Origin of the sequence: Thalassospira sp. GB04J01 (genome assembly GCF_000751115.1) — a bacterium.
GTDB classification, from domain to species: Bacteria; Pseudomonadota; Alphaproteobacteria; order Rhodospirillales; family Thalassospiraceae; genus Thalassospira; species Thalassospira lucentensis.
This window is the reverse complement of the sequence record NZ_CCDX020000007.1, coordinates 71,779-93,490: the sequence shown is the minus strand read 5'-3', so window position 1 is coordinate 93,490 and position 21,712 is coordinate 71,779. Positions and strand designations below refer to the sequence as shown.

The following is a 21,712-nucleotide window of genomic DNA, read 5'->3' as shown; positions in this document are numbered from 1 at the left end:
CAAAACCGCACGTCAACATCGGCACCATCGGCCACGTTGACCACGGCAAAACCACGCTGACCGCAGCGATCACCAAAGTTCTCGCAGAGAGCGGCGGCGCATCGTTCCAAGATTACAGCATGATCGACAAAGCACCGGAAGAGAAAGCTCGTGGTATCACGATCTCGACCGCGCACGTCGAATATGAAACTGCAAACCGTCACTATGCCCACGTCGATTGCCCGGGCCACGCCGATTATGTGAAAAACATGATCACCGGTGCGGCTCAGATGGACGGTGGTATTCTTGTTGTGTCGGCAGCAGACGGCCCGATGCCCCAGACCCGTGAGCACATCCTGCTTGCGCGTCAGGTTGGCGTCCCGGCACTTGTTGTCTTCATGAACAAGGTTGACCAGGTCGATGACGAAGAGCTCCTTGAGCTCGTCGAAATGGAAATCCGTGAGCTTCTGTCGTCCTACGACTTCCCGGGCGACGACATTCCGATCATCAAGGGCTCGGCTCTTGCTGCATTGGAAGGCAAGAGTGACGAAATCGGCAAGAATGCTATCCTGGAACTGATGGCAGCTGTTGATGAGTACATTCCTGCTCCGGAACGTCCGAAGGATCGTCCGTTCCTGATGCCGATCGAGGACGTGTTCTCGATTTCGGGTCGTGGTACGGTTGTAACCGGTCGTGTTGAAACCGGTATCGTTAAAGTTGGCGAAGAGATTGAAATCGTCGGCGTTAAAGACACCGTTAAAACCATCGTTACCGGCGTTGAAATGTTCCGCAAGCTGCTCGATCAGGGTGAAGCTGGCGACAACATTGGCGCGCTGCTGCGTGGTACCAAACGTGAAGACGTCGAACGTGGCCAGGTTCTGGCACACGTCGGCTCGATCACCCCGCACACCAAATTCGAAGCAGAAGCCTACATCCTGACGAAGGATGAAGGTGGCCGTCACACGCCGTTCTTCTCGAACTACCGTCCTCAGTTCTACTTCCGTACAACTGACGTCACCGGTTCGATTGAGCTGCCTGCTGGCACCGAAATGGTAATGCCGGGCGACAACGTTCAGATGACCGCAACCCTCATTGCACCGATCGCAATGGACGAAGGTCTGCGTTTCGCAATCCGTGAAGGCGGTCGTACCGTCGGCGCGGGCGTTGTTGCTAAGATCCTCGAGTAATTTTTCTCTTGATCTTTGTGTGGCGGGCGGCTACATAGGCCGCCCGCTATACTTTTGCGGCAATCGTCAACTCCAGTTGAGGGGCCGGTGTCCTTTTGAGGGCTCCGGTACATAATTACATGGATAGTCAGAACATTCGCATTCGCCTTAAGGCGTTTGACCATCGCGTGCTGGATCAGTCCACGCGCGAGATCGTCAATACGGCGAAGCGCACTGGCGCAGAGGTCCGCGGCCCAATTCCGCTGCCGACCCGCATCGAAAAATACACTGTTCTGCGGTCTCCGCACATCGATAAGAAATCGCGTGAGCAGTTTGAAATCCGTACGCACAAGCGTCTTCTCGACATTGTCGACCCGACCCCGCAAACCGTTGATGCTCTTATGAAGCTCGACCTTGCTGCCGGTGTCGACGTCGAGATCAAACTTTAATCGGGAGTAAGCCGCAATGCGTAGTGGACTTATTACCCAGAAGGTCGGCATGACCCGCGTCTTTAACGACGATGGTTCCCACCTTCCTGTAACAGTTCTGAAGGTCGAAGATCTTCAGGTTGTCGCCAACCGTACCAATGAACTCGACGGCTACGTCGCTGTTCAGCTTGGTTATGGCAAAGCGAAAGTGAAAAACGTATCGAAGCCGATGCGCGGTCACTTCGCCAAAGCCAAGGTTGAGCCGAAAGCCAAACTTGCTGAATTCCGCGTTAGCGAAGATGGCCTGATCGAAGTTGGTGCAGAGCTTTCTGCTACTCACTTTGTTGATGGTCAGTACGTTGACGTAATCGGCACCTCCATCGGTAAAGGTTTTGCCGGTGCGATGAAGCGTCACAACTTCGGTGGTCTTCGTGCGTCGCACGGTGTGTCTGTATCGCACCGTTCGCATGGTTCCACTGGTCAGTGTCAGGATCCGGGCCGCGTCTTCAAAGGTAAGAAGATGGCAGGTCACATGGGTGCCGCACGTGTTACCGTTCAGTCCTTGAAAATCGTCACTTCTGACGAAGCAAAAGGTCTGATCCTGGTTCATGGTGCAGTCCCGGGTCACAAGGGCGCATATGTCCTTGTTAAGGATTCTGTGAAACGTGCTGCGCCGGAAGGTCTTCCGTTCCCAGCCGCGCTTAAGGGTGCTGCCCCGGCTGCTGAAGAAGCTGTCGCCGAGGATAAGGAATAAGCATCATGAAGCTCGACATTCTTAAACTTGACGCTTCCAAGGCCGGTAACATTGATCTCGCAGAAGAGATCTTTGGTCTGGAAGTACGTCGCGACGTTCTGCACCGTATGGTGAACTGGCAGTTGGCAAAGCGCCGTGCTGGTACCCATAAGGTAAAAGAAAAGTCGGAAATTTCCGCAACCACGAAAAAGTTCGTGCGTCAGAAAGGTAGTGGCGGTGCTCGTCACGGTTCCCGTAAGGCAGCACAGTTCCGTGGTGGTGGGGTTGTGCATGGTCCGCGTGTTCGCGATCACGCACACGATCTGACCAAGAAATTCCGTAAGCTCGCGCTTAAAACCGCTCTGTCGGCTAAAGCAAAGGACGGTAAGCTTATCGTTCTTGATAATGCGGAATTCTCGGATGCTAAAACCAAGAGTCTGGTTGCAGTTTTCAACAAACTCGGCTGGAAGTCTGCACTGATCATCGACGGTACGCAGGTCAACGAAGGTTTTGCTCGCGCTGCGCGCAATATCCCGCAAATTGATGTGTTGCCTGAGATCGGTGCTAACGTCTATGACATCCTTCGCCGTGACACCTTGGTGCTCACCAAGGGTGCGGTCGAAGCGTTGGAGGCACGTCTCAAATGACGATCATCAGCAAAGAGCGGATGTACGAAGTCATCCGCGCCCCGCATATTACTGAAAAGTCGACGTTGATTTCTGAACACAACGCAGTTGCGTTCAAAGTCGCGATCGACGCCACCAAGCCGGAGATTAAGGCTGCTGTGGAAGGTCTGTTCGGGGTGAAGGTCAAGGCGGTCAATACCTCTGTGGTAAAAGGAAAGACCAAGCGTTTTCGCGGTATTTCCGGTCGTCGGAGCGATTTCAAGAAAGCGATGGTAACCCTCGAAGAGGGTCATTCCGTCGATGTGACTACGGGAATCTAAGACAATGGCTTTGAAGAAGTTTAAACCAACCTCTCCTGGTCGCCGTCAGCTGGTTCTTGTCGATCGTTCTGATCTCCACAAGGGCAAGCCGATTAAAGCGTTGACCGAAGGTCTTCGCAAGAAAGGTGGCCGTAACAACACTGGTCGTATCACCGCCCGCCGTATTGGTGGTGGTCACAAACGTCGTTACCGTATGATCGATTTCAAACGTACCAAGTTTGATATTGTCGGTACCGTCGAGCGTTTGGAATATGATCCGAACCGCACCGCGTTTATCGCGTTGGTTCGTTATTCTGACGACGAATTGGCCTACATCCTAGCACCACAGCGTCTCGCTGTTGGCGACAAGATTATTGCCGCTGAACGCGTAGATATTAAGCCGGGCAATGCCGCACCGCTGAAGAATATTCCGGTCGGTACCATTATCCATAACGTCGAACTGAAAGCCGGTAAAGGTGGTCAGGTCGCACGTTCAGCAGGTGCCTATGTGCAACTTGTTGGTAAGGATCAGGGTTACGCCCAGCTGAAGCTGTCCTCCGGTGAAGTACGTTTGGTTCGTGGTGAATGCATGGCTACCATTGGTGCCGTGTCTAACCAGGACCATCAAAACATCAACCTTGGTAAAGCCGGCCGTAATCGCTGGCTTGGCAAACGTCCTTCGGTTCGTGGTGTAGCCATGAACCCGATCGATCACCCGCATGGTGGTGGTGAAGGTCGTACATCGGGTGGTCGTCATCCGGTTACGCCGTGGGGTAAGCCTACCAAGGGCAAACGTACCCGCTCGAACAAAAAGACCGACGCGCTTATCATGCGCCGTCGTCACAAGAGCTAACGGAGGAGGCTAGACTATGGCGCGTTCCGTTTGGAAGGGTCCGTTCGTTGACGGATACCTTCTTAAGAAAGCCGATACTGTCCGTGCCTCAGGCCGGAATGAGGTAATTAAGACCTGGTCGCGGCGCTCGACGATTTTGCCGCAATTTGTAGGCCTCACCTTTGGGGTTTATAATGGCCAGAAGTTTCTGCCAGTGCTCGTGAACGAAGATATGATCGGTCACAAGTTTGGTGAATTCTCGCCGACCCGTACCTACTATGGTCACGCGGCCGACAAAAAGGCGAAGAGGAAGTAACGATGGGTAAGAAAGCTGACATCCGTCGGCTGGCGGATAACGAGGCTGCTGCTTCGCTCCGGGCTTTACGCATTTCCCCGCGTAAGCTCAACCTCGTCGCCGAGTCGATCCGTGGTATGAAGGCAGAAGCTGCTTTGGCAGAACTGACCTTCTCCAACAAACGTATTTCGCAGGACGTCAAAAAGCTGCTGGAATCGGCAATCGCAAATGCCGAGAACAACCATCAGCTTGATGTTGATCGTCTCTTTATCAAAGAGGCGTCTGTTGGTAAGGCCTTCGTGATGAAACGTTGGCGCGCCCGTGCACGCGGTCGTGTCGGCAAGATCATTAAGCCGTTCTCCAACATCCGCATCGTCGTTTGCGAACGTGAGGAGACCGAGTAATGGGTCAAAAAGTAAATCCGATCGGTCTACGCGTTGGGATTAACCGTACCTGGGATTCCCGCTGGTACGCCAACAAGACCGATTTCGCTGATCTTCTTCATGAAGATATTGCGATCCGTAATTTCATCTTCACCCGGCTTAAGCAGGCCGGTGTCTCGAAGGTGATTATCGAACGTCCGGCGAAAAAAGCCCGCATCTCGATTCACTCTGCCCGTCCGGGTGTTGTGATCGGGAAAAAAGGCCAGGACATCGAGAAGCTCAAGAACGATCTGCAGAAGATGACCAAGTCAGAAGTGCAGGTTAACATCATCGAAATCCGTAAACCGGAAATCGATGCCAAGCTGGTCGCTGATAACATCGCCCAGCAGCTTGAGCGCCGTGTTTCGTTCCGTCGCGCTATGAAGCGCTCGGTTCAGAACGCAATGCGTCTCGGTGCTGGTGGCATTCGTATTAATGCTGCTGGTCGTCTTGGTGGCGCTGAAATCGCTCGTACCGAATGGTATCGTGAAGGTCGCGTTCCGCTGCACACGCTGCGTGCGGACGTTGATTATGGTACTTCAGAAGCACACACCACCTATGGTGTTTGCGGTCTGAAGGTCTGGATCTTCAAGGGCGAAATCATGGCACATGATCCGTTGGCTTCAGAGCGTAAAGCGCTCGAGTCGGCTGGTTCCGGTCGTAAGTAAGGAGATCCCGATATGCTTTCTCCGAAACGTACAAAGTTCCGTAAAGCCTTCAAAGGTCGCCTGAAAGGGCAGGCCAAAGGTGGTACCGAACTGAATTTCGGCGCTTATGGCTTGAAAGCCTTGGAGCCGGAGCGTATAACGGCGCGTCAGATCGAAGCGGCTCGCCGCGCGATCACTCGCCACATGCGCCGTCAAGGTCGTGTGTGGATACGCGTTTTCCCGGATCTACCGGTTTCGCAGAAGCCTGCCGAAGTCCGTCAGGGTAAAGGTAAAGGCTCGATCGAGTATTGGTCGGCACGCGTTAAACCGGGGCGGATTATGTTTGAACTCGACGGTGTTCCGTTGGATCTTGCACGCCGAGCTTTCGAGCTGGCAGCGGCAAAATTGCCGATCAAGACCAAGTTTGTCACACGTCTTGGTGAAGGGGAGTAATTAGTGATGAAAGTTGCTGATCTCCGCGCTAAAAGCGCTGACGAACTAAAACAGATGCTGCTGGACCTGCGTAAGGAGTCGTTCAATATGCGATTCCAGCAGGCTTCTGGTCAGTTTGAGAACACTGCGCGGGTCCGTCAGGTCCGTCGTGATATCGCCCGCATCAAAACCCTTCTCGGTAACGAGAAGGGTGCGACCGCGGCCTAACAGGACACGCAGAGGAGTAAACACACATGCCGAGGCGTGTATTGCAGGGGACAGTCGTTTCTACAAAGAACGACAAGACTGTGGTGGTCCGTGTGGAACGCCAGGTCATGCACCCGCTGTATAAAAAGTACGTGCGCAAGTCGAAGAAATTCCACGCGCACGATGAAGAGAACCGCTTCAAGACGGGTGACGTTGTTCGCATTCGCGAATGCAAACCGATCTCCAAATTGAAGTCTTGGGAAGTAGTGGTCGAGGAGTGAGTCCTCAGCCCAATCATAGTCAAGGGGTAAACCCATGATCCAGATGCAGTCCAATCTGGACGTTGCCGACAATAGTGGCGCTCGCCGCGTCCAGTGCATCAAGGTGCTGGGCGGTTCGAAGCGCAAAACCGCTCACGTTGGTGATGTTATCGTGGTTTCCGTTAAGGAAGCCATCCCGCGCGGTCGTGTAAAGAAGGGTGCAGTTCACAAAGCTGTCATCGTTCGCACCGCAAAGGAAATTCGTCGTGCCGATGGCTCGGCGATCCGCTTTGACCGTAACGCTGCCGTTCTCATTAATGCGAATGGCGAGCCGATCGGCACGCGTATTTTCGGCCCGGTAACCCGTGAACTTCGTTCGCGTGGTTACATGAAGATCATTTCGCTCGCTCCGGAGGTGCTGTAATGGCTGCCAAGATTAAAAAGGGCGATCGCGTCATTGTTCTGACGGGTAAAGACAAAGGGAAGACCGGCGAAGTTCTCGCCGCATTCCCGACCGAGAACAAGGTTCTGGTTTCGGGCATCAACCTGGTGAAACGTCACCAGCGCCCGTCCGGTGCTGATGCCGGTGGCATTGTCGAGAAGGAAGCGAAAATTAACGTTTCCAATCTCGCGATTGTTGACCCGAAAGAAAATAAGCCGACCCGCGTCGGTTTTAAGACCCTTGATGATGGTCGCAAGGTTCGCTTCGCGAAGCTTAGCGGCGAAGTCATCGACAAGTGAGGGACGGAAAAATGACGCGCCTGCGCGAACATTATAAAGAAGTGGTGCGTGACGCACTCCTAGAGCAGTTCTCTTACGGGAACAGCATGGAGATTCCGCGCCTCGAAAAGATCGTGATCAACATGGGTGTCGGCGACGCCACCCAAGATCGCAAAAAACTGGATGGTGCGGTTGCGGATCTCGCGGCTATCACCGGTCAGAAGCCTATCTTCACGGTAGCGAAAAAGTCGGTAGCGGCTTTCAAACTTCGTGAAGGCATGAACATCGGTTGTAAAGTGACCTTGCGTCGCGACCGTATGTTTGAGTTCCTGGACCGTCTGGTCACCATCGCGCTTCCGCGCGTTCGTGACTTCCGCGGCCTGAACAAAAAATCCTTTGATGGTCGTGGCAACTTTGCCATGGGCTTGAAGGAACAGTTCGTCTTTCCTGAAGTCGAGTACGACAAAGTTGACTCGGTCCGCGGGATGGACATCATCATTTGTACCACGGCTAAGTCTGACGATGAAGCTCTTGCCCTTCTTAAGGGCTTTGATCTTCCGTTCGGAAACTAACTGGAGGTTGGCCCATGGCCAAGAAGAGCGCTGTAGAGCGTGAACTCAAACGTGAACGCCTGGCGAAGCAATTTGCTGCCAAGCGTGCCGCCCTTAAAGCGGTAATCGGCAACCGCGAAACGTCCCCTGAGGATCGTATCGTGGCTGTGATTAAACTCGCCCAGCTGCCGCGTAATTCGGCCCGCATCCGTCAGCGTATTCGCTGCCAGTTGTCCGGTCGTCCGCGCGGTGTGTATCGCAAATTCCGCCTGTCCCGTATCGCACTTCGTGAACTTGCTTCACGTGGTCAGATCCCGGGCATGGTGAAATCCAGCTGGTAAGGAGGACATCACATGTCGATGACCGATCCCGTAAGTGATATGCTCACGCGTATCCGTAACGGTCAGCGCGTTGGGAAATCCAGCGTTGTCTCGCCGGCTTCGAAACTGCGTACCGGTGTGCTGGATGTTCTCCAGCGCGAAGGTTACATCCGCGGTTATAATGTAAGTGAAATTCGCAAGGGCATCAGTGAAATCAGCATCGAACTCAAGTATTTTGAGGGCGAAGGTGTGATTAAGCAGATCGACCGCGTCTCGACCCCGGGTCGTCGTGTATATTCGAAGATCAAAGATCTTCCGAAAGTATACAATGGCTTGGGCATCGCAGTCCTGTCCACTCCGCGAGGAGTTCTTTCGGATCAGGAGGCTCGCGAACAGAATGTCGGCGGCGAAATCCTCTGCAAGGTATTCTAAGGAGGGCCAACGATGTCGCGAGTAGGTAAAAATCCGGTGGTCGTGCCTAACGGCGTTACCATCACCCTGAACGAAGAGCAGATCAGTGCAAAAGGTAAGCTCGGTGAGCTTAACTTGTCTCTGACCTCGGACGTAACCGTTACCCAGGAAGATAACCAGATCTGGGTGAAACCGAAAAATGATAGTAAGCGCGCTCGTGCCCTTTGGGGTACCACCCGTGCGAACATCTCGAACCTCGTTTCCGGGGTTTCAGAAGGTTTCACCAAGAAATTGGAAATCACTGGTGTTGGTTATCGTGCGCAGGTTCAAGGCAACAAACTTGTTCTGCAGCTTGGCTTCTCACACGACGTGGAAATGGAGATCCCTACGGGTCTTAGCGTCGTTGCTGAAAAGCCGACCCTTGTCGCCATCTCTGGCGCAGATAAACAGCTTGTCGGTCAGTTCGCTGCAAATGCACGCGGCTGGCGCGGTCCGGAGCCTTACAAAGGCAAAGGTGTCCGTTACGAAGGCGAGTATATCTTGCGCAAAGAAGGCAAGAAGAAGTAAGGACTGGCACGATGAAAAACGTGAGAAGCCTTTTCGAGCGCCGCAAACGTCGCGTTCGTTTTGCGATCCGCCAGAAAGCGGCCGGTCGCCCGCGCCTTTGTGTTCACCGTTCGAACGCTCACATCTATGCACAGGTTATCGACGACGTCGCTGGCACCACCCTGGTGGCTGCTTCGACGGCAGAGAAAGCCCTTGCAGGCAAAGGCAGTAATGCCGAAGCCGCTGTTCTGGTTGGCAAAGCCATTGCTGAACGTGCAGTTAAAGCTGGTGTGAAAACGGTCGTTTTCGATCGTGGCGGGTATTTGTTCCATGGCCGAGTGAAAGCTCTGGCCGATGCCGCCCGTGAGGGCGGTCTAGACTTCTAAGGAGCACGACCATGGCACGTAACCAGAATCAACAGCAGCAGCAGGCGCCGAAAGCCCGTGAAGAAAACGAACTCGTCGACAAGCTGGTTGGTATCAACCGCGTCGCGAAAGTCGTTAAGGGCGGTCGTCGTTTTGCATTTTCCGCAATGGTCGTTGTCGGTGACCAGCGCGGTCGCGTCGGGTACGGCACGGGTAAAGCCCGTGAAGTTCCAGAAGCGATCCGTAAAGCCACCGAAGCAGCCAAACGCAACATGATCCGCGTTCCGCTTCGTGAAGGGCGTACCCTTCACCATGATACCAAAGGCCATTTCGGTGCAGGCAAGGTTGTCCTTCGCTCGGCTCCGGCTGGTACCGGTATCATTGCCGGCGGTGCGATGCGTGCGGTTTTCGAAACCATGGGCGTTCAGGACGTTGTGTCCAAATGTACCGGTTCGAACAACCCACACAATGTGATCCGCGCAACCCTTGATGCTCTGGTCAACGGTGCGTCTCCGCGTCAGGTCGCTGCTAAGCGTGGCCTGAAAGTCGGTGACGTCGTTGCCCGTCGCGATAGCGGTTCGGCTGCGGCCGCCGTTCTCGAAAAGGAGTAATTCGATATGGCTGCTAAGAAAAAAGCGACTGTACGCGTTACCCAGACGGGTTCGCCGATCGGACGTCCGGCAGATCAGCGTCAGACCCTTGTGGGTCTTGGCCTGAACAAAATGCACCGGACTCGTGAGCTGGAAGATACACCAGCTGTTCGCGGTATGATCGCAAAGGTCAAACACCTCGTCCGTGTGGACGAGGCTTGATTGACCCCAGATCGAAAAGGTGTTGAACGATGAAACTCAACGAACTTGCCGATAACCCGGGTGCGCGTAAAGCGCGTACCCGCGTCGGTCGCGGTATCGGTTCGGGCAAAGGCAAAACTTCTGGCGCAGGTCAGAAGGGTCAGAAGTCCCGTTCAGGTGTAGCCATTAATGGCTTCGAAGGTGGGCAGATGCCTATCTATCGCCGTCTTCCGAAACGCGGCTTTACGAACCTGTTCAAGAAACAGTTCGGTGTTGTAAACCTTGGTACCCTTCAGACCGCCGTTGATAACGGTGATCTTGAAGAAGGTGCGAATGTCACCGTAGCTCTTCTTGCAGAAAAAGGCCTTGCCCGTCCGCAGAAAGACGGTCTGCGCCTTCTTGCTAAAGGTGAACTGAAAGCGAAACTGAACATCGAGATTACCGGTGCTTCCAAAGCAGCTGTTGAAGCTGTTGAGAAAGCCGGCGGCTCGGTTAAGGTTCTTGCTCCGGTCGCTGAAGCAAAAACCGCAGAATAAGCCTATAATGACTTCGTGAGGGTCCGGTTCCATTAATTTGCGGGACCGGACCCTCCAGTTTTAGTGTATTGGGAGATGAGTGCATGGCATCGGCCGCCGAGCAGCTTGCCGCGAACCTGAACTGGTCGTCTTTTACTAAGTCGACTGAGCTTAAAAAACGTATCTGGTTCACGTTGGGCGCGCTTATTGTTTATCGTCTGGGGACCTATATTCCGGTTCCTGGTGTTGACCCGTCTATTCTTGCGGACATTTTCCGTCAGAATGCAGGCGGCGTTCTGGGCATGTTTGACATGTTCGCCGGTGGTGCGTTGGGTCGTATGACGATCTTTGCGCTCAATATTATGCCGTATATCTCGGCCTCGATTATCATTCAGTTGATGACGACCGTTTCGCCAACTCTTGAGACTCTCAAGAAAGAAGGCGAGCAGGGCCGCAAAAAGATTAATCAATATACCCGCTATCTGACAGTTGTGATTGCAACGGTGCAGGCATGGGGCATTGCTGTTGGTCTTGAAAGCATGACCGGTTCAACCGGTGCTGCTGTTCATGACCCAGGCATGTTCTTCCGCTTTACCGCTGTTGTGACCCTTGTTGGTGGCACCATGTTCCTGATGTGGCTTGGTGAACAGATCACCCAGCGTGGCATCGGTAATGGTATTTCGCTGATCATCTTTGCCGGTATTGTTGCCGGTCTGCCCAGCGCGATTGCCGGTACCTTGGAACTTGGCCGTACTGGCGCGATTTCAGCCTTTGCGATCATTTCGATCATCGTTCTGGCGATTGCGGTTATTGCGTTCATCGTCTTTGTTGAGCGTGCGCAGCGCCGCGTTCTGATCCAGTATCCCAAACGCCAGGTTGGCATGAAGGTTATGGAAGGTCAGAGCTCGCATCTGCCGCTCAAGATCAACACTGCCGGTGTGATTCCGCCGATTTTTGCAAGCTCGTTGCTCCTCATGCCGCTTTCGGTGGCGCAGTTCACTACCGGTGTTGATGCACCTGTGTGGCTGTCAACGGTGACGGCATTGCTTGGTCGTGGACAGCCGCTGTATATCGCGCTGTATATTGGCCTGATCGTATTCTTTGCCTTCTTCTACACGGCGGTTGTTTTCAACCCGGAAGATACGGCAGACAACCTGAAGAAACACGGTGGGTTTATTCCGGGCATCCGTCCGGGTAAAAATACCGCGAATCATCTGGATTTCATTCTGACCCGTTTGACGGTGATCGGTGCAGCTTATCTGGCGTTCGTTTGTATCTTGCCAGAGCTTCTGATCGCAGAATGGTCTGTACCCTTCTACTTTGGTGGGACTAGCTTGCTGATCGTTGTAACGGTTACGATGGATACCGTTGCACAGGTTCAGTCTCATATGCTGGCTCATCAGTATGAAGGCCTGATCAAGAAATCCAAACTGCGTGGTCGCCGCCGATAAAGAAGCGACTACGGATATCAGGGGGACGGACGAAAATGAACATTATCCTTCTTGGCCCTCCCGGCGCGGGCAAGGGTACTCAGGCAAAGCGTCTTGAAACAGGACGCGGCATGGTTCAGCTCTCAACGGGCGACATGCTTCGTGCAGCGGTAGCAGCTGGCACGGAACTGGGGCAGAAGGCAAAGGAAGTCATGGACGCGGGGAAACTCGTATCCGACGATCTTATGATCGGCCTGATTTCTGAAAGACTTGACCAGGATGATACCAAAAACGGTTTCATCCTGGACGGGTTCCCACGCACAACGGCCCAGGCGGAAGCCTTGGACGATATGCTGGCAACCAAAGGATTGGCACTTGATTATGTGATTGAACTGCGTGTGGATGATGCAGCGTTGGTGGCCCGTGTTGTCGGTCGCTATACCTGTGCCAAATGCGGGCAGGGATACCATGACGAGTTCCAGAAACCGGTTGAAGAAGGTGTCTGCGACGTATGTCAAAGCACCGAATTCAAACGTCGCGCGGATGACACCGCCGAGACGGTCACCTCAAGGCTGGAAGCTTATCACAAGCAAACAGCACCGATCATTCCTTACTATGAAAAGGTCGGTAAGCTGAAAACAGTTGACGGGATGGCTGAAATCGACGAAGTTACGCGCGAGATTGAAGCCATCCTGGGGTAATTTCCCGGGCAGGGCGTCTTTTTGCTGGCGGGTTGGCAGTAATGCTGGCCCGCTTTTGCAGCGCTCTACCCAACCGGATCTGCCGCAGGGTTTGTTAACAGGAAACAGGAGTCTCACACAGTGGCTCGTATTGCTGGCGTGAACATCCCGACTGCTAAACGCGTCGTGATTGCGCTTACCTACATCACCGGCATTGGTCCGGCGAAAGCTAAAGAAATTTGCGCTAAGGTTGGAATCGAAGCAGCAACCCGTGTTCATCAGCTCTCTGATGACCAGGTTCTCAAGGTTCGTGAAGTCATCGACGCTGATTACACCGTCGAGGGCGACCTTCGTCGTGAAACCGCAATGAACATTAAACGTCTGATGGATCTGGGCAGCTATCGCGGCCTGCGTCATCGTCGCGGTCTCCCGGTACGCGGTCAGCGTACCCACACCAACGCTCGCACCCGCAAGGGACCGGCTAAGCCGATCGCAGGCAAGAAGAAGTAAGGTAGGGGACAGAGACAATGGCGAAAGCTCCTCAGCAGACTCGTGTACGTCGTCGCGAGCGCAAGAACATTACGAACGGTATCGCGCACGTAAACGCGACCTTCAACAACACCATGATTACCATCACTGACGTTCAGGGGAATACCATCTCCTGGTCGACCGCTGGTGGTATGGGTTTCCGCGGTTCGCGTAAATCAACACCATATGCTGCACAGATGGCTGCCGAAGATGCAGGTAAAAAAGCTGCAGAACACGGCATGAAAACTCTTGAAGTACAGGTTAAAGGCCCGGGTTCGGGACGTGAATCTGCACTGCGTGCGCTTCAGGCTGTTGGTTTCACGATTACGTCGATCAAAGACGTAACGCCGATTCCGCATAACGGTTGCCGTCCGCGTAAACGTCGTCGCGTCTAATCGCGTCGATCTGCGGACGACCCCGCGTTTGGGCCCGGTGCACCCGGGCCCCTTCGCGTTTCTCATGAGGGCAAAACTTGCTCTCCTTATATTAGGCTCCAGTTGCGAAGGTGGGTCTCGTGATTCAAAAGAACTGGCAGGAACTGATTAAGCCGACCAAGCTTGATGTTACTCCGGGTACAGACGCCAGCCGCGTTGGTACGATCGTGGCGGAACCGCTGGAGCGCGGTTTTGGTCAGACTCTGGGTAACGCGCTGCGTCGCATTCTGCTGTCGTCGCTCCAGGGTTCAGCGGTTACCGCGATCCAGATCGACGGCGTATTGCACGAATTTTCGTCGATCCCGGGTGTCCGTGAAGATGTCACCGACATCATCTTGAACATTAAGACCATGGGCGTGCGCATGCATGCCGAAGGTCCAAAGAAAATGACCCTGAAGGCGACCGGCCCTGGTGCCGTCACCGCAGGTCAGATTCAGACCGGTGCTGACATCGAAATCCTTAACCCGGATCTCGAGCTGTGCCATCTTGATGATGGTGCTACGCTGAACATCGAATTTACCGTTGATAACGGTAAAGGCTATGTCGCAGCAAGCGGTCACAGCTCTTCGGATGCACCGATTGGTCTTATTCCGATCGATGCAATCTTCAGCCCGATCCGTAAAGTGGCCTACAAGGTGGAAAACACCCGTGTTGGTCAGGATACCGATTTTGACAAGCTGTCACTTACCGTTGAAACCAACGGTGCGTTGACCCCGGAAGATTCGGTGGCTTTGGCTGCCCGTATCCTTCAGGACCAGCTGTCGCTGTTCGTCAACTTCGATGAGCCGGAAGCGGTTGTCGAAGAGAAGAAAGAAGACGAACTGCCGTTCAACCGTAACCTTCTTCGTAAGGTTGACGAGCTTGAACTTTCGGTCCGCTCGGCAAATTGCCTGAAGAACGACAACATCATCTATATCGGTGATCTTGTTCAGAAGACCGAAGCAGAAATGCTTCGTACGCCGAACTTCGGCCGTAAGTCGCTGAACGAAATCAAAGATGTACTGGCTCAGATGGGCTTGCATCTCGGTATGGAAGTCGGCGGTTGGCCGCCGGAAAATATCGAAGAACTCGCTCGTAAGTTCGAAGATCCGTTTTAATAACGGGTCTTCGGCCTTCGGGTCGTGATCGGAGCATTTATGCTCCAAACCGGGAAAACCAAATTGTTTGGCGTTTCCGGCGGGCTAGTTGCCCACACCGCACGTGCATGACCTGGCTTTGATCAGGGTGGCGGCGCGGTTTTACAATCGGTTTCGTGAGCGAAGCCAGGTTATTAAGGAGAGTTACCATGCGTCACGGTATGCACGGCCGTAAACTTAATCGTACGTCGTCCCATCGTAAGGCGATGTTTGCCAACATGGCAGTTTCGCTGCTCACCCACGAGCAGATCAAAACCACTCTTCCGAAGGCCAAAGATCTTCGCCCTTACGTCGAAAAACTGATTACGCTGGGCAAGCGGGGCGACCTGCATGCACGCCGTCAGGCTATTTCGATCCTGCGTGATGACAAAATCGTTGCCAAGCTGTTCGGTGAAATCGCTGAGCGTTACAAAGAGCGTTCGGGTGGTTACACCCGTGTTCTTAAAGCTGGCTTCCGTTACGGCGATGCCGCTCCGGTTGCGGTGATTGAACTTGTTGAACGCAATGCCGATGCAAAGGGTGCAGAAGACCGCGCCCGTGTTGAAGCAGAGAGCGAAGGCGAAGAAGCCGCTGCTGAATAAGCACCGCTTCGGCCTTTAAGAAATAAAAACGGGCGGCGCCATACGGTGTCGCCCGTTTTCTTTTGCCCTGTGCAACGGCTAAGGTTGCCTGCGGATTTGGCTTAAATCAGTATTTCGCACTTTTGTTCATGTTTCTGCCAAGGTTGCGCGGCAGTTCTGAAAACCCTAATTCTTTAGCCTGCCTGTTCCGATGGTTTAATTTGGGGGCAGGGTGCGTTTATGGACTTCCCGCCAAACGCATTTCCAATCAGATAATCTGACAGCGATAAGAGAGATCGACGTGCAAGCAAGATGGATCCCGACCATTTTCACGATTGCGGTAACCTGCCTGATGGCGGTTTCCGGCCCCACCAGCATTGCGCACGCGCAAAGTGAAGACAGACGACTTCCGTCCAGCGAGACGGAAATCAAGATGTCGCTGTCGCCACTGGTGAAGCAAACGGCCCCGACGGTTGTGAACATCTATACCAAAAAGGTCGTGTCGGAACGCGCGCGCTCGCCGTTCTTCAATGACCCGTTCTTCAAGCAGTTCTTTGGCGATCGGTTCGGCGGTGCCTTTGGAGCCCCGCGTCAGCGCGTTGAACGTTCGCTTGGTTCTGGTGTGATTGTCTCGGGTGATGGCACGATTGTCACGAACCATCATGTGATTGACGGGGCCAGCGAAATTCGTGTGGTCTTGCATGACAACCGTGAATTTGATGCCGATCTAGTTGGATCGGACGAACGCACGGACTTGGCCGTTCTGAAATTACGCGGCGTCGAAGCCGAACTGCCATCGATTACATTTGGCGATTCTGATGCGGTTGAGGTCGGTGACCTTGTTCTTGCCATCGGTAACCCGTTCGGGGTCGGGCAAACCGTCACCAGCGGAATTGTATCGGCACTTGCGCGTGCCGGTGTGACCGGACAGGACTACCAGTCATTCATTCAGACCGATGCGGCCATTAACCCGGGGAATTCCGGCGGTGCCTTGATCGATATCGATGGCAAGCTGATTGGCGTGAATTCGGCGATCTTTACCAAGTCGGGCGGATCAAACGGCATCGGATTTGCCGTGCCGGTCAATATGGTCAAGGTGGTCATGCGCGGTCTGATCAGTGGTGATTTGCGCCGCCCATGGTTTGGTGCCGCCGGGCAGGCGGTAACAGCGGATCTGGCGTCTTCATTGGAACTTGACCGCCCGCATGGCGTTCTGATCAGCGAAATTCGCGACGGCAGCCCGGCGGAACGCGGAGGTTTGCATCCCGGAGATGTTGTTGTTGCCGTCAACGGGCTTGCGGTTGATAACCCCAACGAATTGAAATTTCGCATTGCGACCCTGGAGCTGACCGGCGGGGCGGAACTTTCGGTCCTGCGTCAGGGGGCGCCGGTGATGCTGACCTTGCCGCTTGAAGTTGCACCGGAACTGCCTGCGCGCGATGAAAGCATTCTTGAGGGTCGCAATCCGTTTAGCGGGGCGAAGATCGCCAATATGAACCCCGCACTGGCCGACGAACTTGGGACCAATACCCTAAGCACGGGTGTTGTGGTGCTTGGTGTCGCACGTGACAGTCTGGCACGGCGCACGCGGTTACAACCCGGCGACTATATTGTTGAAATCAACGGCGAAGCAATTGACTCGGTTGCCCGCCTGAAGGAAGTTGTCACAGCAGGAGAACGCAGCAAGGACTGGAAAATCGCGGTCAAACGCGATGGCAAAGTCCTGACCGGCGAATTTACGCTTTGAGTTTTCTTCGGCGAAAGATGCGGATCAATCCGTTTCTTTCGCCGAAGCTGAAACTTTAAGAACCATCAACGCCAGCAGGGTCAATATCCCCAGCAACGTTGTTAGCAACAGTGCCTGCATGCCATACCCGTCGATGAGGACCCCAAACACGAAGGGGGCGGCGGCCTGAGCAAAGCGAGACGGCGCCATCAGAAAACCCTGTCGCTTTCCATATCCCGTTGGACCAAATATCGCTAGCGGCAAAGTGCCCTTGGCAATGGTCAGGATACCATTCCCCATGCCATGCAGGCTGGTGAAAATCATGCCGGCCGGTCCCGCAAAGATCAGAAAAAGCACGCTTCCAATCGGATGGGTGATCGCAGCCAGTCGTGCTGAAATCAGGGGATGCATACGTTGTAAAAACCCAAATTCAAACAAACGACCGATGACTTGTGCAGGCCCGACCAGTGACGCGGCAATGATCGCATCTGCGGTACCAAGCCCGGAAATCTGTAACAGCCGTGGCAAGTGGGCGGCCATCGCCGTTGCGGTAAACCAACTGGCGGCAAATACAAAAGCCAGCAACACCATCGGCATCGTAAAATAGTTGGTTGTCACGGTTTCGACGGGGCGGCCTTCTGCGTGTAATTTTTGTGCGATATCTGTCTGGGGCGATTTGCCGCCAGAAGGAATGAAAAAGCGGTTCAAGGGCAGGGCGAGGACAATATGCATCGCCGCCCAGAAAAAGCAGGTGATCCGCCATCCATATTCGATTTCAAACCATGCGGAGATCGGCCAGCAAATTGTGCTGGCAAATCCGGCAATCAGCGTGATGCCGGTGATCGGGCCTCGGGCGTCACTTTTGAAAATGACGGTCAGGCTGGCAAAGGCGGATTCATAAAGTCCCGTGGCCATGCCGATCCCAATGATCAGCCACGCAAGACATATTCCAACAATACCATCCGCCAGCCCAAGCAGGGCAAGGCCTACGGCAAGCACAAGGCTTGAAACCGTCATGACATTGCGACCACCATACCGGTCAATTCGGGCTCCGGCCGCCGGACCAAGCAGAGCCGCCACCACAAGGGCAAGTGAAAACGCCCCGAACGCCCAACCTGGCGTTACCCCGATATCGTTGGCCATTGGCTCGGCCAGAATAGCAGGAAGGTAAAGCGTTGACCCAAAGGCCAGCGTTTGCACGGTGCCCAGCGCAAGGACAATCGGAAGCTTCTTTGGAGCGGCGGTCATGATATTATACCTCGATCATCGAGGCATACGGGCAAAAAAAACGGACTACGCACAGCAATCGTTCCCACTGGGATTCTGTTGGTCGGTGTCGGGGGCAACCGCGTCGCGGGTTGCAAGGATATGCTGTGTGACATTCATCCAGGCTTCGGTGGCCACCCGAAACGCATCGCGTCCCTTATCGGTCAGGGCGTAAACCTTGCGCTGGCGACCGTTCACCACTTCTGTATGTGATGTCATATATCCGCCGGCTTCAAACTCGTTCAAAACCGGATAGACGGTTCCTTCTGATGGCGAACAGCATCCATTGGTGGTTTTTTCAACCGCCTGAACGACCTGATAGCCATGCATCGGTTTGTGATGCAGAACGGAAAGAACAAAGAACTTCGACAAGGACATTTTGATTGTTCCTTGCCAATAAGATCGATCTGTATAGTCAGCGCCTTGCATCATAAAGATTTCCGTCTGATTTGTGATCTGCACGCTATACCTCGACCATCAAGGTGTCAATATTCATGCCTTATCGCTGTAATCACATCGATGTTCGTGATAAGTTCCGCGCCAAACTAGTCACAAGATTAAGTTGGAGATTATCGGTCCGATATGCCGTCATTGTTTGAAAGTCAGGTGTCGCGCCCCTTGGCCGACAGATTACGCCCGGCGAAACTCGACGAAGTTGTCGGGCAGGGGCATCTGTTTGGCGATGACGGTCCGATCACCCGCATGATCAAGACCGGACGGGTGCCGTCAGTCGTGCTTTGGGGGCCGCCCGGTTGTGGCAAAACAACATTGGCGCGCCTGATGGCCGATGTTGCCGATATGGCGTTTGAGCCGCTGTCGGCGATCTTTTCCGGGGTGGCGGACCTGCGCAAAGTGTTTGACCGTGCGCGCGGGCGTCGGTCGACCGGCGGGGCGACCTTGTTGTTCATTGATGAAATCCATCGTTTCAACAAGGCCCAGCAGGATAGCTTCCTGCCTTATGTCGAAGATGGCACCATCACCCTGATCGGGGCGACGACCGAAAACCCGTCGTTCGAGTTGAACGCCGCACTTCTGTCACGTTGCCAGGTGCTGGTATTGAAGCGCCTTGATGATCAGGGGCTTGAAGAGCTTCTGGTGCGTGCGGAAAAGGAAATGGGGTTTGAGCTGCTGGTAACGCCCGAAGCCCGCGAAACATTGCGTGCCATGGCCGATGGCGATGGCCGTTATTGTTTGAACCTGGCCGAAGAACTGTTTTCCATGCCGCCCAGTGACGAGGACGGTCCGCTTGGTGTTGCCGAGCTTGCCCGCACCGTGCAAAAGCGCGTGCCGATTTACGACAAGGGCGATGACAGTCATTACAATCTAATCAGTGCGCTGCATAAATCCATTCGTGGTTCTGACCCGGATGCGGCCCTGTACTGGTTCAATCGTATGTTGGCAGGTGGTGAAGATCCCAAGTTCCTTGCGCGTCGTTTAACCCGCATGGCGGTTGAAGACATTGGCCTTGCCGATCCACAAGCCCAGCAGTTTTGCATCAGCGCGTGGGAATCATACGAACGCTTGGGAAGCCCCGAAGGCGAGTTGGCTTTGGCACAAGCGGTCATTTATCTGGCTCTGGCGCCAAAATCAAATGCTGGCTATGCCGCTTATAAAAAGTCGCTCAAGATTGCGCGTGAAACCGGATCACTGATGCCACCGGCCCATATCCTTAATGCGCCGACCAAGCTGATGTCTGATATTGGCTATGGCACTGGATATGCCTACGACCATGATCAGAAAGATGGTTTTTCCGGACAGAACTACTTCCCCGATGGCATGCGCCGACAGAACTTCTATGAACCGGTTGAACGCGGATTTGAACGCGATCTGAAAAAACGGGTGGAGTATTTTGATCGCTTACGCCAGGAACGACAAAAGGGACGGGGTGAGAATAACTGACGGTTGGTTAGTTATCAAAATGGAAACAATTAAGTGAAAATTCGCAGGATAATCATTCAATCCGAAACCAAGTAGGGTGCTTTCATCAAATTAAGCACGGACTTGGAGATTGAAAATGACAAATATTCTGCACGTGAATGCATCTGTGAATGGTGAGAATTCCAACTCCCGCCAGATCGCATCGAAACTGATCGACCGTATTGTTTCCGCAAATGCATCAACCACAATCGTTGAACGCAATCTAAGCGGCACCGGTTCGATCCCTGCCCTGACCGGCGAAATCGTTGGGGCGTTTTACACCCCGGAAGATTCCCGTTCTGCCGAACAAAAACAGGTTATCGCAACCTCTGACGAACTGGTTGCTGAAGTTAAGGCTGCCGACGTTCTGGTCATTGGCGCGCCGATGTATAACTTCGCCGTTCCCTCAACGCTCAAAGCATGGGTCGATATGATCGCCCGCGTGGGTGTGACGTTCCAGTACACCGAAAATGGTCCGGTTGGCTTGCTTGAAGGCAAAAAAGCTTACGTGGTTGTTGCCACGGGTGGGGTTCCGGTCAACAGCCCGGCTGACTTTGCAACGCCGTACATGAAGCAGGTTCTTGGCTTTATCGGCATTACCGAAGTTGAAATCATCGATGCGTCTGGCTTTGCGGTGAACGCAGAAGAAGCCATGCAGCGTGCGATTGCCAATGTCGAAGCTGCTTCGCTTCCGGCTGCTGCCTAACCAAACCAATCAAAGATCGACCTGTTGCAGTGCTGATCTGATGCGAAATGGGGTATCGTTAACATCTCCCCCCCCTCAACGCACGTTAACGATGACCTGTTTTGAAAAAATGCCCGACTGTTTCACAGTTGGGCATTTTGCTTTTGCGCGGTTTCGCGCTACGTTTGCGGAGGTTGGCGGGTACCACGCCAAGTGTCATTTCAATCAGGTGCGCAGCGGGTGAGACGTTTGACAGCAATCATGGTCTGGGGACTTCTGGTTTTGGCCGGAATATTTGCCGTCGTGCGGTTTTCCGGATTGCTTGGCATGATGCTGCCAGCGGGGGAGCCGCCGCAGTTTGTCTTTGATCCCAATTCGGAATTACCAGATACGCCAAACTATTTTCTGTCCTGCCCGGATGGTCTGGCCCCGCGGGGCGGTCGACAGATGACCAGCCCGCAGTTTGAGGCGTCGGTCGAGAAGTTGGCGAGGGCCTTTATCGCAACCGCACCAGATCATGGTATGAAGCTGACAAATGGCAGTGTTGGGGCGCACAGTTTGCAGTTTCTGGCCCGCAGCAAAGTCTTTCAGTTTCCCGATTGGGTGGAATTAAAACTGATGTCAGTCCCGGATCAGGCCGGGGCGACATTCTGCCTGTTTGCCAAATCGGTTTATGGCCGGGATGATTTTCAGCAAAATGAAAAACGCACGCGTGCATGGCTGCGGGATGTGCGGCTGCTTACATCCCCCTGATGTAAGCAGCCGCCTGTCATTTGGTATGATCAAGCGGTTGCTTTTGTGTCAC

The 21,712-nt window shown here is 53.9% G+C and carries 34 protein-coding genes; 32 read left to right on the top strand and 2 right to left on the bottom strand.

The annotated features are described in order from the left end of the window. From tuf to AMM48_RS05045, 29 genes are all read left to right on the top strand, one after another. A partial coding sequence (tuf, locus tag AMM48_RS05185; protein WP_102783194.1) for an elongation factor Tu occupies positions 1 to 1,166 on the top strand: 1,166 nt, incomplete at its 5' end. 119 nt (positions 1,167 to 1,285) lie between these two features. Continuing rightward, positions 1,286 to 1,594 (top strand): 30S ribosomal protein S10, encoded by a 309-nt coding sequence (rpsJ, locus tag AMM48_RS05180; RefSeq protein ID WP_007091508.1) that lies wholly within the window; start codon positions 1,286 to 1,288, stop codon positions 1,592 to 1,594. A 16-nt stretch (positions 1,595 to 1,610) separates the two neighbouring features. Beyond that, complete coding sequence (gene rplC, locus AMM48_RS05175) at positions 1,611 to 2,327, top strand: 50S ribosomal protein L3 (protein ID WP_022734146.1); 717 nt, start codon at positions 1,611 to 1,613, stop codon at positions 2,325 to 2,327. Positions 2,328 to 2,332: 5 nt separating this feature from the next. Next, a complete protein-coding gene (gene rplD, locus AMM48_RS05170) occupies positions 2,333 to 2,953 on the top strand; it encodes a 50S ribosomal protein L4 (RefSeq protein WP_022734147.1) in 621 nt (206 codons plus the stop codon). Further along, the gene (locus tag AMM48_RS05165; protein ID WP_022734148.1) at positions 2,950 to 3,252 is read left to right on the top strand and encodes a 50S ribosomal protein L23; all 303 of its coding nucleotides are present in this window, start codon (positions 2,950 to 2,952) and stop codon (positions 3,250 to 3,252) included. The genes rplD and AMM48_RS05165 overlap by 4 nt, the downstream gene beginning before the upstream one ends. Positions 3,253 to 3,256: 4 nt before the next feature. Then, positions 3,257 to 4,084, top strand: coding sequence for a 50S ribosomal protein L2 (gene rplB, locus AMM48_RS05160; RefSeq protein WP_102783193.1), 828 nt, complete (start codon positions 3,257 to 3,259; stop codon positions 4,082 to 4,084). Positions 4,085 to 4,100: 16 nt separating this feature from the next. After that, positions 4,101 to 4,379, top strand: coding sequence for a 30S ribosomal protein S19 (gene rpsS, locus AMM48_RS05155; protein WP_022734150.1), 279 nt, complete (start codon positions 4,101 to 4,103; stop codon positions 4,377 to 4,379). A gap of 2 nt (positions 4,380 to 4,381) precedes the next feature. Beyond that, on the top strand, positions 4,382 to 4,762 hold the full coding sequence (gene rplV / locus AMM48_RS05150) for a 50S ribosomal protein L22 (RefSeq protein ID WP_022734151.1): 381 nt from the start codon (positions 4,382 to 4,384) through the stop codon (positions 4,760 to 4,762). Continuing rightward, positions 4,762 to 5,448 carry a 30S ribosomal protein S3 gene (gene rpsC / locus AMM48_RS05145; RefSeq protein ID WP_022734152.1) on the top strand — a complete coding sequence of 229 codons (687 nt, stop codon included), beginning with the start codon at positions 4,762 to 4,764 and terminating at the stop codon, positions 5,446 to 5,448. The genes rplV and rpsC overlap by 1 nt, the downstream gene beginning before the upstream one ends. 12 nt (positions 5,449 to 5,460) lie before the next feature. Beyond that, complete coding sequence (gene rplP, locus AMM48_RS05140) at positions 5,461 to 5,880, top strand: 50S ribosomal protein L16 (protein ID WP_022734153.1); 420 nt, start codon at positions 5,461 to 5,463, stop codon at positions 5,878 to 5,880. A 6-nt stretch (positions 5,881 to 5,886) separates the two neighbouring features. Next, positions 5,887 to 6,087, top strand: coding sequence for a 50S ribosomal protein L29 (gene rpmC, locus AMM48_RS05135; RefSeq protein ID WP_022734154.1), 201 nt, complete (start codon positions 5,887 to 5,889; stop codon positions 6,085 to 6,087). A 26-nt stretch (positions 6,088 to 6,113) separates the two neighbouring features. Continuing rightward, positions 6,114 to 6,347 (top strand): 30S ribosomal protein S17, encoded by a 234-nt coding sequence (gene rpsQ / locus AMM48_RS05130; protein WP_008892183.1) that lies wholly within the window; start codon positions 6,114 to 6,116, stop codon positions 6,345 to 6,347. A 34-nt stretch (positions 6,348 to 6,381) separates the two neighbouring features. Next, positions 6,382 to 6,750 carry a 50S ribosomal protein L14 gene (gene rplN / locus AMM48_RS05125; RefSeq protein ID WP_022734155.1) on the top strand — a complete coding sequence of 123 codons (369 nt, stop codon included), beginning with the start codon at positions 6,382 to 6,384 and terminating at the stop codon, positions 6,748 to 6,750. Beyond that, complete coding sequence (rplX, locus tag AMM48_RS05120; RefSeq protein WP_022734156.1) at positions 6,750 to 7,067, top strand: 50S ribosomal protein L24; 318 nt, start codon at positions 6,750 to 6,752, stop codon at positions 7,065 to 7,067. Before rplN ends, rplX begins: the two co-directional genes overlap by 1 nt. 11 nt (positions 7,068 to 7,078) lie before the next feature. Further along, positions 7,079 to 7,618: a 50S ribosomal protein L5 gene (gene rplE / locus AMM48_RS05115; RefSeq protein ID WP_022734157.1), complete on the top strand. Its 540-nt coding sequence runs from the start codon at positions 7,079 to 7,081 to the stop codon at positions 7,616 to 7,618. A gap of 14 nt (positions 7,619 to 7,632) precedes the next feature. Next, positions 7,633 to 7,938, top strand: a complete 306-nt coding sequence (gene rpsN / locus AMM48_RS05110) for a 30S ribosomal protein S14 (protein WP_022734158.1) — start codon at positions 7,633 to 7,635, stop codon at positions 7,936 to 7,938. A 12-nt stretch (positions 7,939 to 7,950) separates the two neighbouring features. Next, entirely contained in the window at positions 7,951 to 8,349 is a 399-nt protein-coding gene (gene rpsH / locus AMM48_RS05105) for a 30S ribosomal protein S8 (RefSeq protein ID WP_022734159.1), read from the top strand. A 12-nt stretch (positions 8,350 to 8,361) separates the two neighbouring features. Further along, a complete protein-coding gene (rplF, locus tag AMM48_RS05100; protein ID WP_022734160.1) occupies positions 8,362 to 8,895 on the top strand; it encodes a 50S ribosomal protein L6 in 534 nt (177 codons plus the stop codon). Between the two features lie 11 nt (positions 8,896 to 8,906). After that, positions 8,907 to 9,260 (top strand): 50S ribosomal protein L18, encoded by a 354-nt coding sequence (gene rplR, locus AMM48_RS05095; RefSeq protein WP_022734161.1) that lies wholly within the window; start codon positions 8,907 to 8,909, stop codon positions 9,258 to 9,260. Between the two features lie 11 nt (positions 9,261 to 9,271). After that, positions 9,272 to 9,850, top strand: a complete 579-nt coding sequence (gene rpsE, locus AMM48_RS05090; RefSeq protein ID WP_022734162.1) for a 30S ribosomal protein S5 — start codon at positions 9,272 to 9,274, stop codon at positions 9,848 to 9,850. Between the two features lie 6 nt (positions 9,851 to 9,856). Further along, positions 9,857 to 10,051, top strand: coding sequence for a 50S ribosomal protein L30 (gene rpmD, locus AMM48_RS05085; protein ID WP_022734163.1), 195 nt, complete (start codon positions 9,857 to 9,859; stop codon positions 10,049 to 10,051). A gap of 29 nt (positions 10,052 to 10,080) precedes the next feature. Then, positions 10,081 to 10,566: a 50S ribosomal protein L15 gene (gene rplO / locus AMM48_RS05080; RefSeq protein ID WP_022734164.1), complete on the top strand. Its 486-nt coding sequence runs from the start codon at positions 10,081 to 10,083 to the stop codon at positions 10,564 to 10,566. Between the two features lie 83 nt (positions 10,567 to 10,649). Further along, entirely contained in the window at positions 10,650 to 11,996 is a 1,347-nt protein-coding gene (gene secY / locus AMM48_RS05075; RefSeq protein WP_102783192.1) for a preprotein translocase subunit SecY, read from the top strand. A gap of 35 nt (positions 11,997 to 12,031) precedes the next feature. Continuing rightward, a complete protein-coding gene (locus tag AMM48_RS05070; protein ID WP_022734166.1) occupies positions 12,032 to 12,676 on the top strand; it encodes an adenylate kinase in 645 nt (214 codons plus the stop codon). Between the two features lie 120 nt (positions 12,677 to 12,796). Beyond that, positions 12,797 to 13,165, top strand: a complete 369-nt coding sequence (gene rpsM, locus AMM48_RS05065) for a 30S ribosomal protein S13 (protein ID WP_022734167.1) — start codon at positions 12,797 to 12,799, stop codon at positions 13,163 to 13,165. A 17-nt stretch (positions 13,166 to 13,182) separates the two neighbouring features. Further along, the gene (gene rpsK / locus AMM48_RS05060) at positions 13,183 to 13,578 is read left to right on the top strand and encodes a 30S ribosomal protein S11 (RefSeq protein ID WP_022734168.1); all 396 of its coding nucleotides are present in this window, start codon (positions 13,183 to 13,185) and stop codon (positions 13,576 to 13,578) included. 119 nt (positions 13,579 to 13,697) lie between these two features. After that, on the top strand, positions 13,698 to 14,714 hold the full coding sequence (locus AMM48_RS05055; RefSeq protein WP_022734169.1) for a DNA-directed RNA polymerase subunit alpha: 1,017 nt from the start codon (positions 13,698 to 13,700) through the stop codon (positions 14,712 to 14,714). 188 nt (positions 14,715 to 14,902) lie between these two features. Then, entirely contained in the window at positions 14,903 to 15,334 is a 432-nt protein-coding gene (gene rplQ / locus AMM48_RS05050) for a 50S ribosomal protein L17 (protein ID WP_022734170.1), read from the top strand. A gap of 280 nt (positions 15,335 to 15,614) precedes the next feature. Next, entirely contained in the window at positions 15,615 to 17,060 is a 1,446-nt protein-coding gene (locus AMM48_RS05045) for a DegQ family serine endoprotease (protein WP_244271121.1), read from the top strand. Positions 17,061 to 17,084: 24 nt separating this feature from the next. Here the strand turns inward: AMM48_RS05045 and AMM48_RS05040 are convergent, their stop codons facing one another. Then, positions 17,085 to 18,287, bottom strand: coding sequence for an MFS transporter (locus AMM48_RS05040; RefSeq protein ID WP_102783191.1), 1,203 nt, complete (start codon positions 18,285 to 18,287; stop codon positions 17,085 to 17,087). A 45-nt stretch (positions 18,288 to 18,332) separates the two neighbouring features. After that, positions 18,333 to 18,683 carry a PadR family transcriptional regulator gene (locus AMM48_RS05035; RefSeq protein ID WP_181951548.1) on the bottom strand — a complete coding sequence of 117 codons (351 nt, stop codon included), beginning with the start codon at positions 18,681 to 18,683 and terminating at the stop codon, positions 18,333 to 18,335. A gap of 204 nt (positions 18,684 to 18,887) precedes the next feature. Here AMM48_RS05035 and AMM48_RS05030 point away from each other — a divergent pair, with 204 nt between their 5' ends. The 3 genes from AMM48_RS05030 to AMM48_RS05020 all read left to right on the top strand — a co-directional run bounded on the left by AMM48_RS05030 (position 18,888) and on the right by AMM48_RS05020 (position 21,660). Continuing rightward, complete coding sequence (locus AMM48_RS05030) at positions 18,888 to 20,204, top strand: replication-associated recombination protein A (protein ID WP_102783189.1); 1,317 nt, start codon at positions 18,888 to 18,890, stop codon at positions 20,202 to 20,204. Positions 20,205 to 20,319: 115 nt separating this feature from the next. Then, positions 20,320 to 20,928 (top strand): NAD(P)H-dependent oxidoreductase, encoded by a 609-nt coding sequence (locus AMM48_RS05025; protein ID WP_102783188.1) that lies wholly within the window; start codon positions 20,320 to 20,322, stop codon positions 20,926 to 20,928. 219 nt (positions 20,929 to 21,147) lie between these two features. Next, on the top strand, positions 21,148 to 21,660 hold the full coding sequence (locus AMM48_RS05020; protein WP_146030376.1) for a DUF1499 domain-containing protein: 513 nt from the start codon (positions 21,148 to 21,150) through the stop codon (positions 21,658 to 21,660). Positions 21,661 to 21,712 lie beyond the last annotated feature (52 nt).

Excerpts from the sequence above, each read along its gene's own strand:
- rplF (WP_022734160.1), top strand. The coding sequence starts at position 8,362 with ATGTCGCGAGTAGGTAAAAATCCGGTGGTCGTGCCTAACGGCGTTACC.
- rplO (WP_022734164.1), top strand. The coding sequence starts at position 10,081 with ATGAAACTCAACGAACTTGCCGATAACCCGGGTGCGCGTAAAGCGCGT.
- AMM48_RS05030 (WP_102783189.1), top strand. The coding sequence starts at position 18,888 with ATGCCGTCATTGTTTGAAAGTCAGGTGTCGCGCCCCTTGGCCGACAGA.
- rpsN (WP_022734158.1), top strand. The coding sequence starts at position 7,633 with ATGGCCAAGAAGAGCGCTGTAGAGCGTGAACTCAAACGTGAACGCCTG.
- rpsQ (WP_008892183.1), top strand. The coding sequence starts at position 6,114 with ATGCCGAGGCGTGTATTGCAGGGGACAGTCGTTTCTACAAAGAACGAC.
- AMM48_RS05070 (WP_022734166.1), top strand. The coding sequence starts at position 12,032 with ATGAACATTATCCTTCTTGGCCCTCCCGGCGCGGGCAAGGGTACTCAG.
- AMM48_RS05040 (WP_102783191.1), bottom strand. The coding sequence starts at position 18,287 with ATGACCGCCGCTCCAAAGAAGCTTCCGATTGTCCTTGCGCTGGGCACC.
- rpmC (WP_022734154.1), top strand. The coding sequence starts at position 5,887 with ATGAAAGTTGCTGATCTCCGCGCTAAAAGCGCTGACGAACTAAAACAG.
- rplQ (WP_022734170.1), top strand. The coding sequence starts at position 14,903 with ATGCGTCACGGTATGCACGGCCGTAAACTTAATCGTACGTCGTCCCAT.
- AMM48_RS05035 (WP_181951548.1), bottom strand. The coding sequence starts at position 18,683 with ATGTCCTTGTCGAAGTTCTTTGTTCTTTCCGTTCTGCATCACAAACCG.
- rpsE (WP_022734162.1), top strand. The coding sequence starts at position 9,272 with ATGGCACGTAACCAGAATCAACAGCAGCAGCAGGCGCCGAAAGCCCGT.
- rpsJ (WP_007091508.1), top strand. The coding sequence starts at position 1,286 with ATGGATAGTCAGAACATTCGCATTCGCCTTAAGGCGTTTGACCATCGC.
- rplB (WP_102783193.1), top strand. The coding sequence starts at position 3,257 with ATGGCTTTGAAGAAGTTTAAACCAACCTCTCCTGGTCGCCGTCAGCTG.
- rplD (WP_022734147.1), top strand. The coding sequence starts at position 2,333 with ATGAAGCTCGACATTCTTAAACTTGACGCTTCCAAGGCCGGTAACATT.
- rpsH (WP_022734159.1), top strand. The coding sequence starts at position 7,951 with ATGTCGATGACCGATCCCGTAAGTGATATGCTCACGCGTATCCGTAAC.
- secY (WP_102783192.1), top strand. The coding sequence starts at position 10,650 with ATGGCATCGGCCGCCGAGCAGCTTGCCGCGAACCTGAACTGGTCGTCT.
- rplE (WP_022734157.1), top strand. The coding sequence starts at position 7,079 with ATGACGCGCCTGCGCGAACATTATAAAGAAGTGGTGCGTGACGCACTC.
- rplP (WP_022734153.1), top strand. The coding sequence starts at position 5,461 with ATGCTTTCTCCGAAACGTACAAAGTTCCGTAAAGCCTTCAAAGGTCGC.
- rplV (WP_022734151.1), top strand. The coding sequence starts at position 4,382 with ATGGGTAAGAAAGCTGACATCCGTCGGCTGGCGGATAACGAGGCTGCT.
- rplN (WP_022734155.1), top strand. The coding sequence starts at position 6,382 with ATGATCCAGATGCAGTCCAATCTGGACGTTGCCGACAATAGTGGCGCT.
- rplX (WP_022734156.1), top strand. The coding sequence starts at position 6,750 with ATGGCTGCCAAGATTAAAAAGGGCGATCGCGTCATTGTTCTGACGGGT.
- AMM48_RS05025 (WP_102783188.1), top strand. The coding sequence starts at position 20,320 with ATGACAAATATTCTGCACGTGAATGCATCTGTGAATGGTGAGAATTCC.
- rplC (WP_022734146.1), top strand. The coding sequence starts at position 1,611 with ATGCGTAGTGGACTTATTACCCAGAAGGTCGGCATGACCCGCGTCTTT.
- rpsS (WP_022734150.1), top strand. The coding sequence starts at position 4,101 with ATGGCGCGTTCCGTTTGGAAGGGTCCGTTCGTTGACGGATACCTTCTT.
- rpmD (WP_022734163.1), top strand. The coding sequence starts at position 9,857 with ATGGCTGCTAAGAAAAAAGCGACTGTACGCGTTACCCAGACGGGTTCG.
- rpsK (WP_022734168.1), top strand. The coding sequence starts at position 13,183 with ATGGCGAAAGCTCCTCAGCAGACTCGTGTACGTCGTCGCGAGCGCAAG.
- AMM48_RS05165 (WP_022734148.1), top strand. The coding sequence starts at position 2,950 with ATGACGATCATCAGCAAAGAGCGGATGTACGAAGTCATCCGCGCCCCG.
- rpsC (WP_022734152.1), top strand. The coding sequence starts at position 4,762 with ATGGGTCAAAAAGTAAATCCGATCGGTCTACGCGTTGGGATTAACCGT.
- rplR (WP_022734161.1), top strand. The coding sequence starts at position 8,907 with ATGAAAAACGTGAGAAGCCTTTTCGAGCGCCGCAAACGTCGCGTTCGT.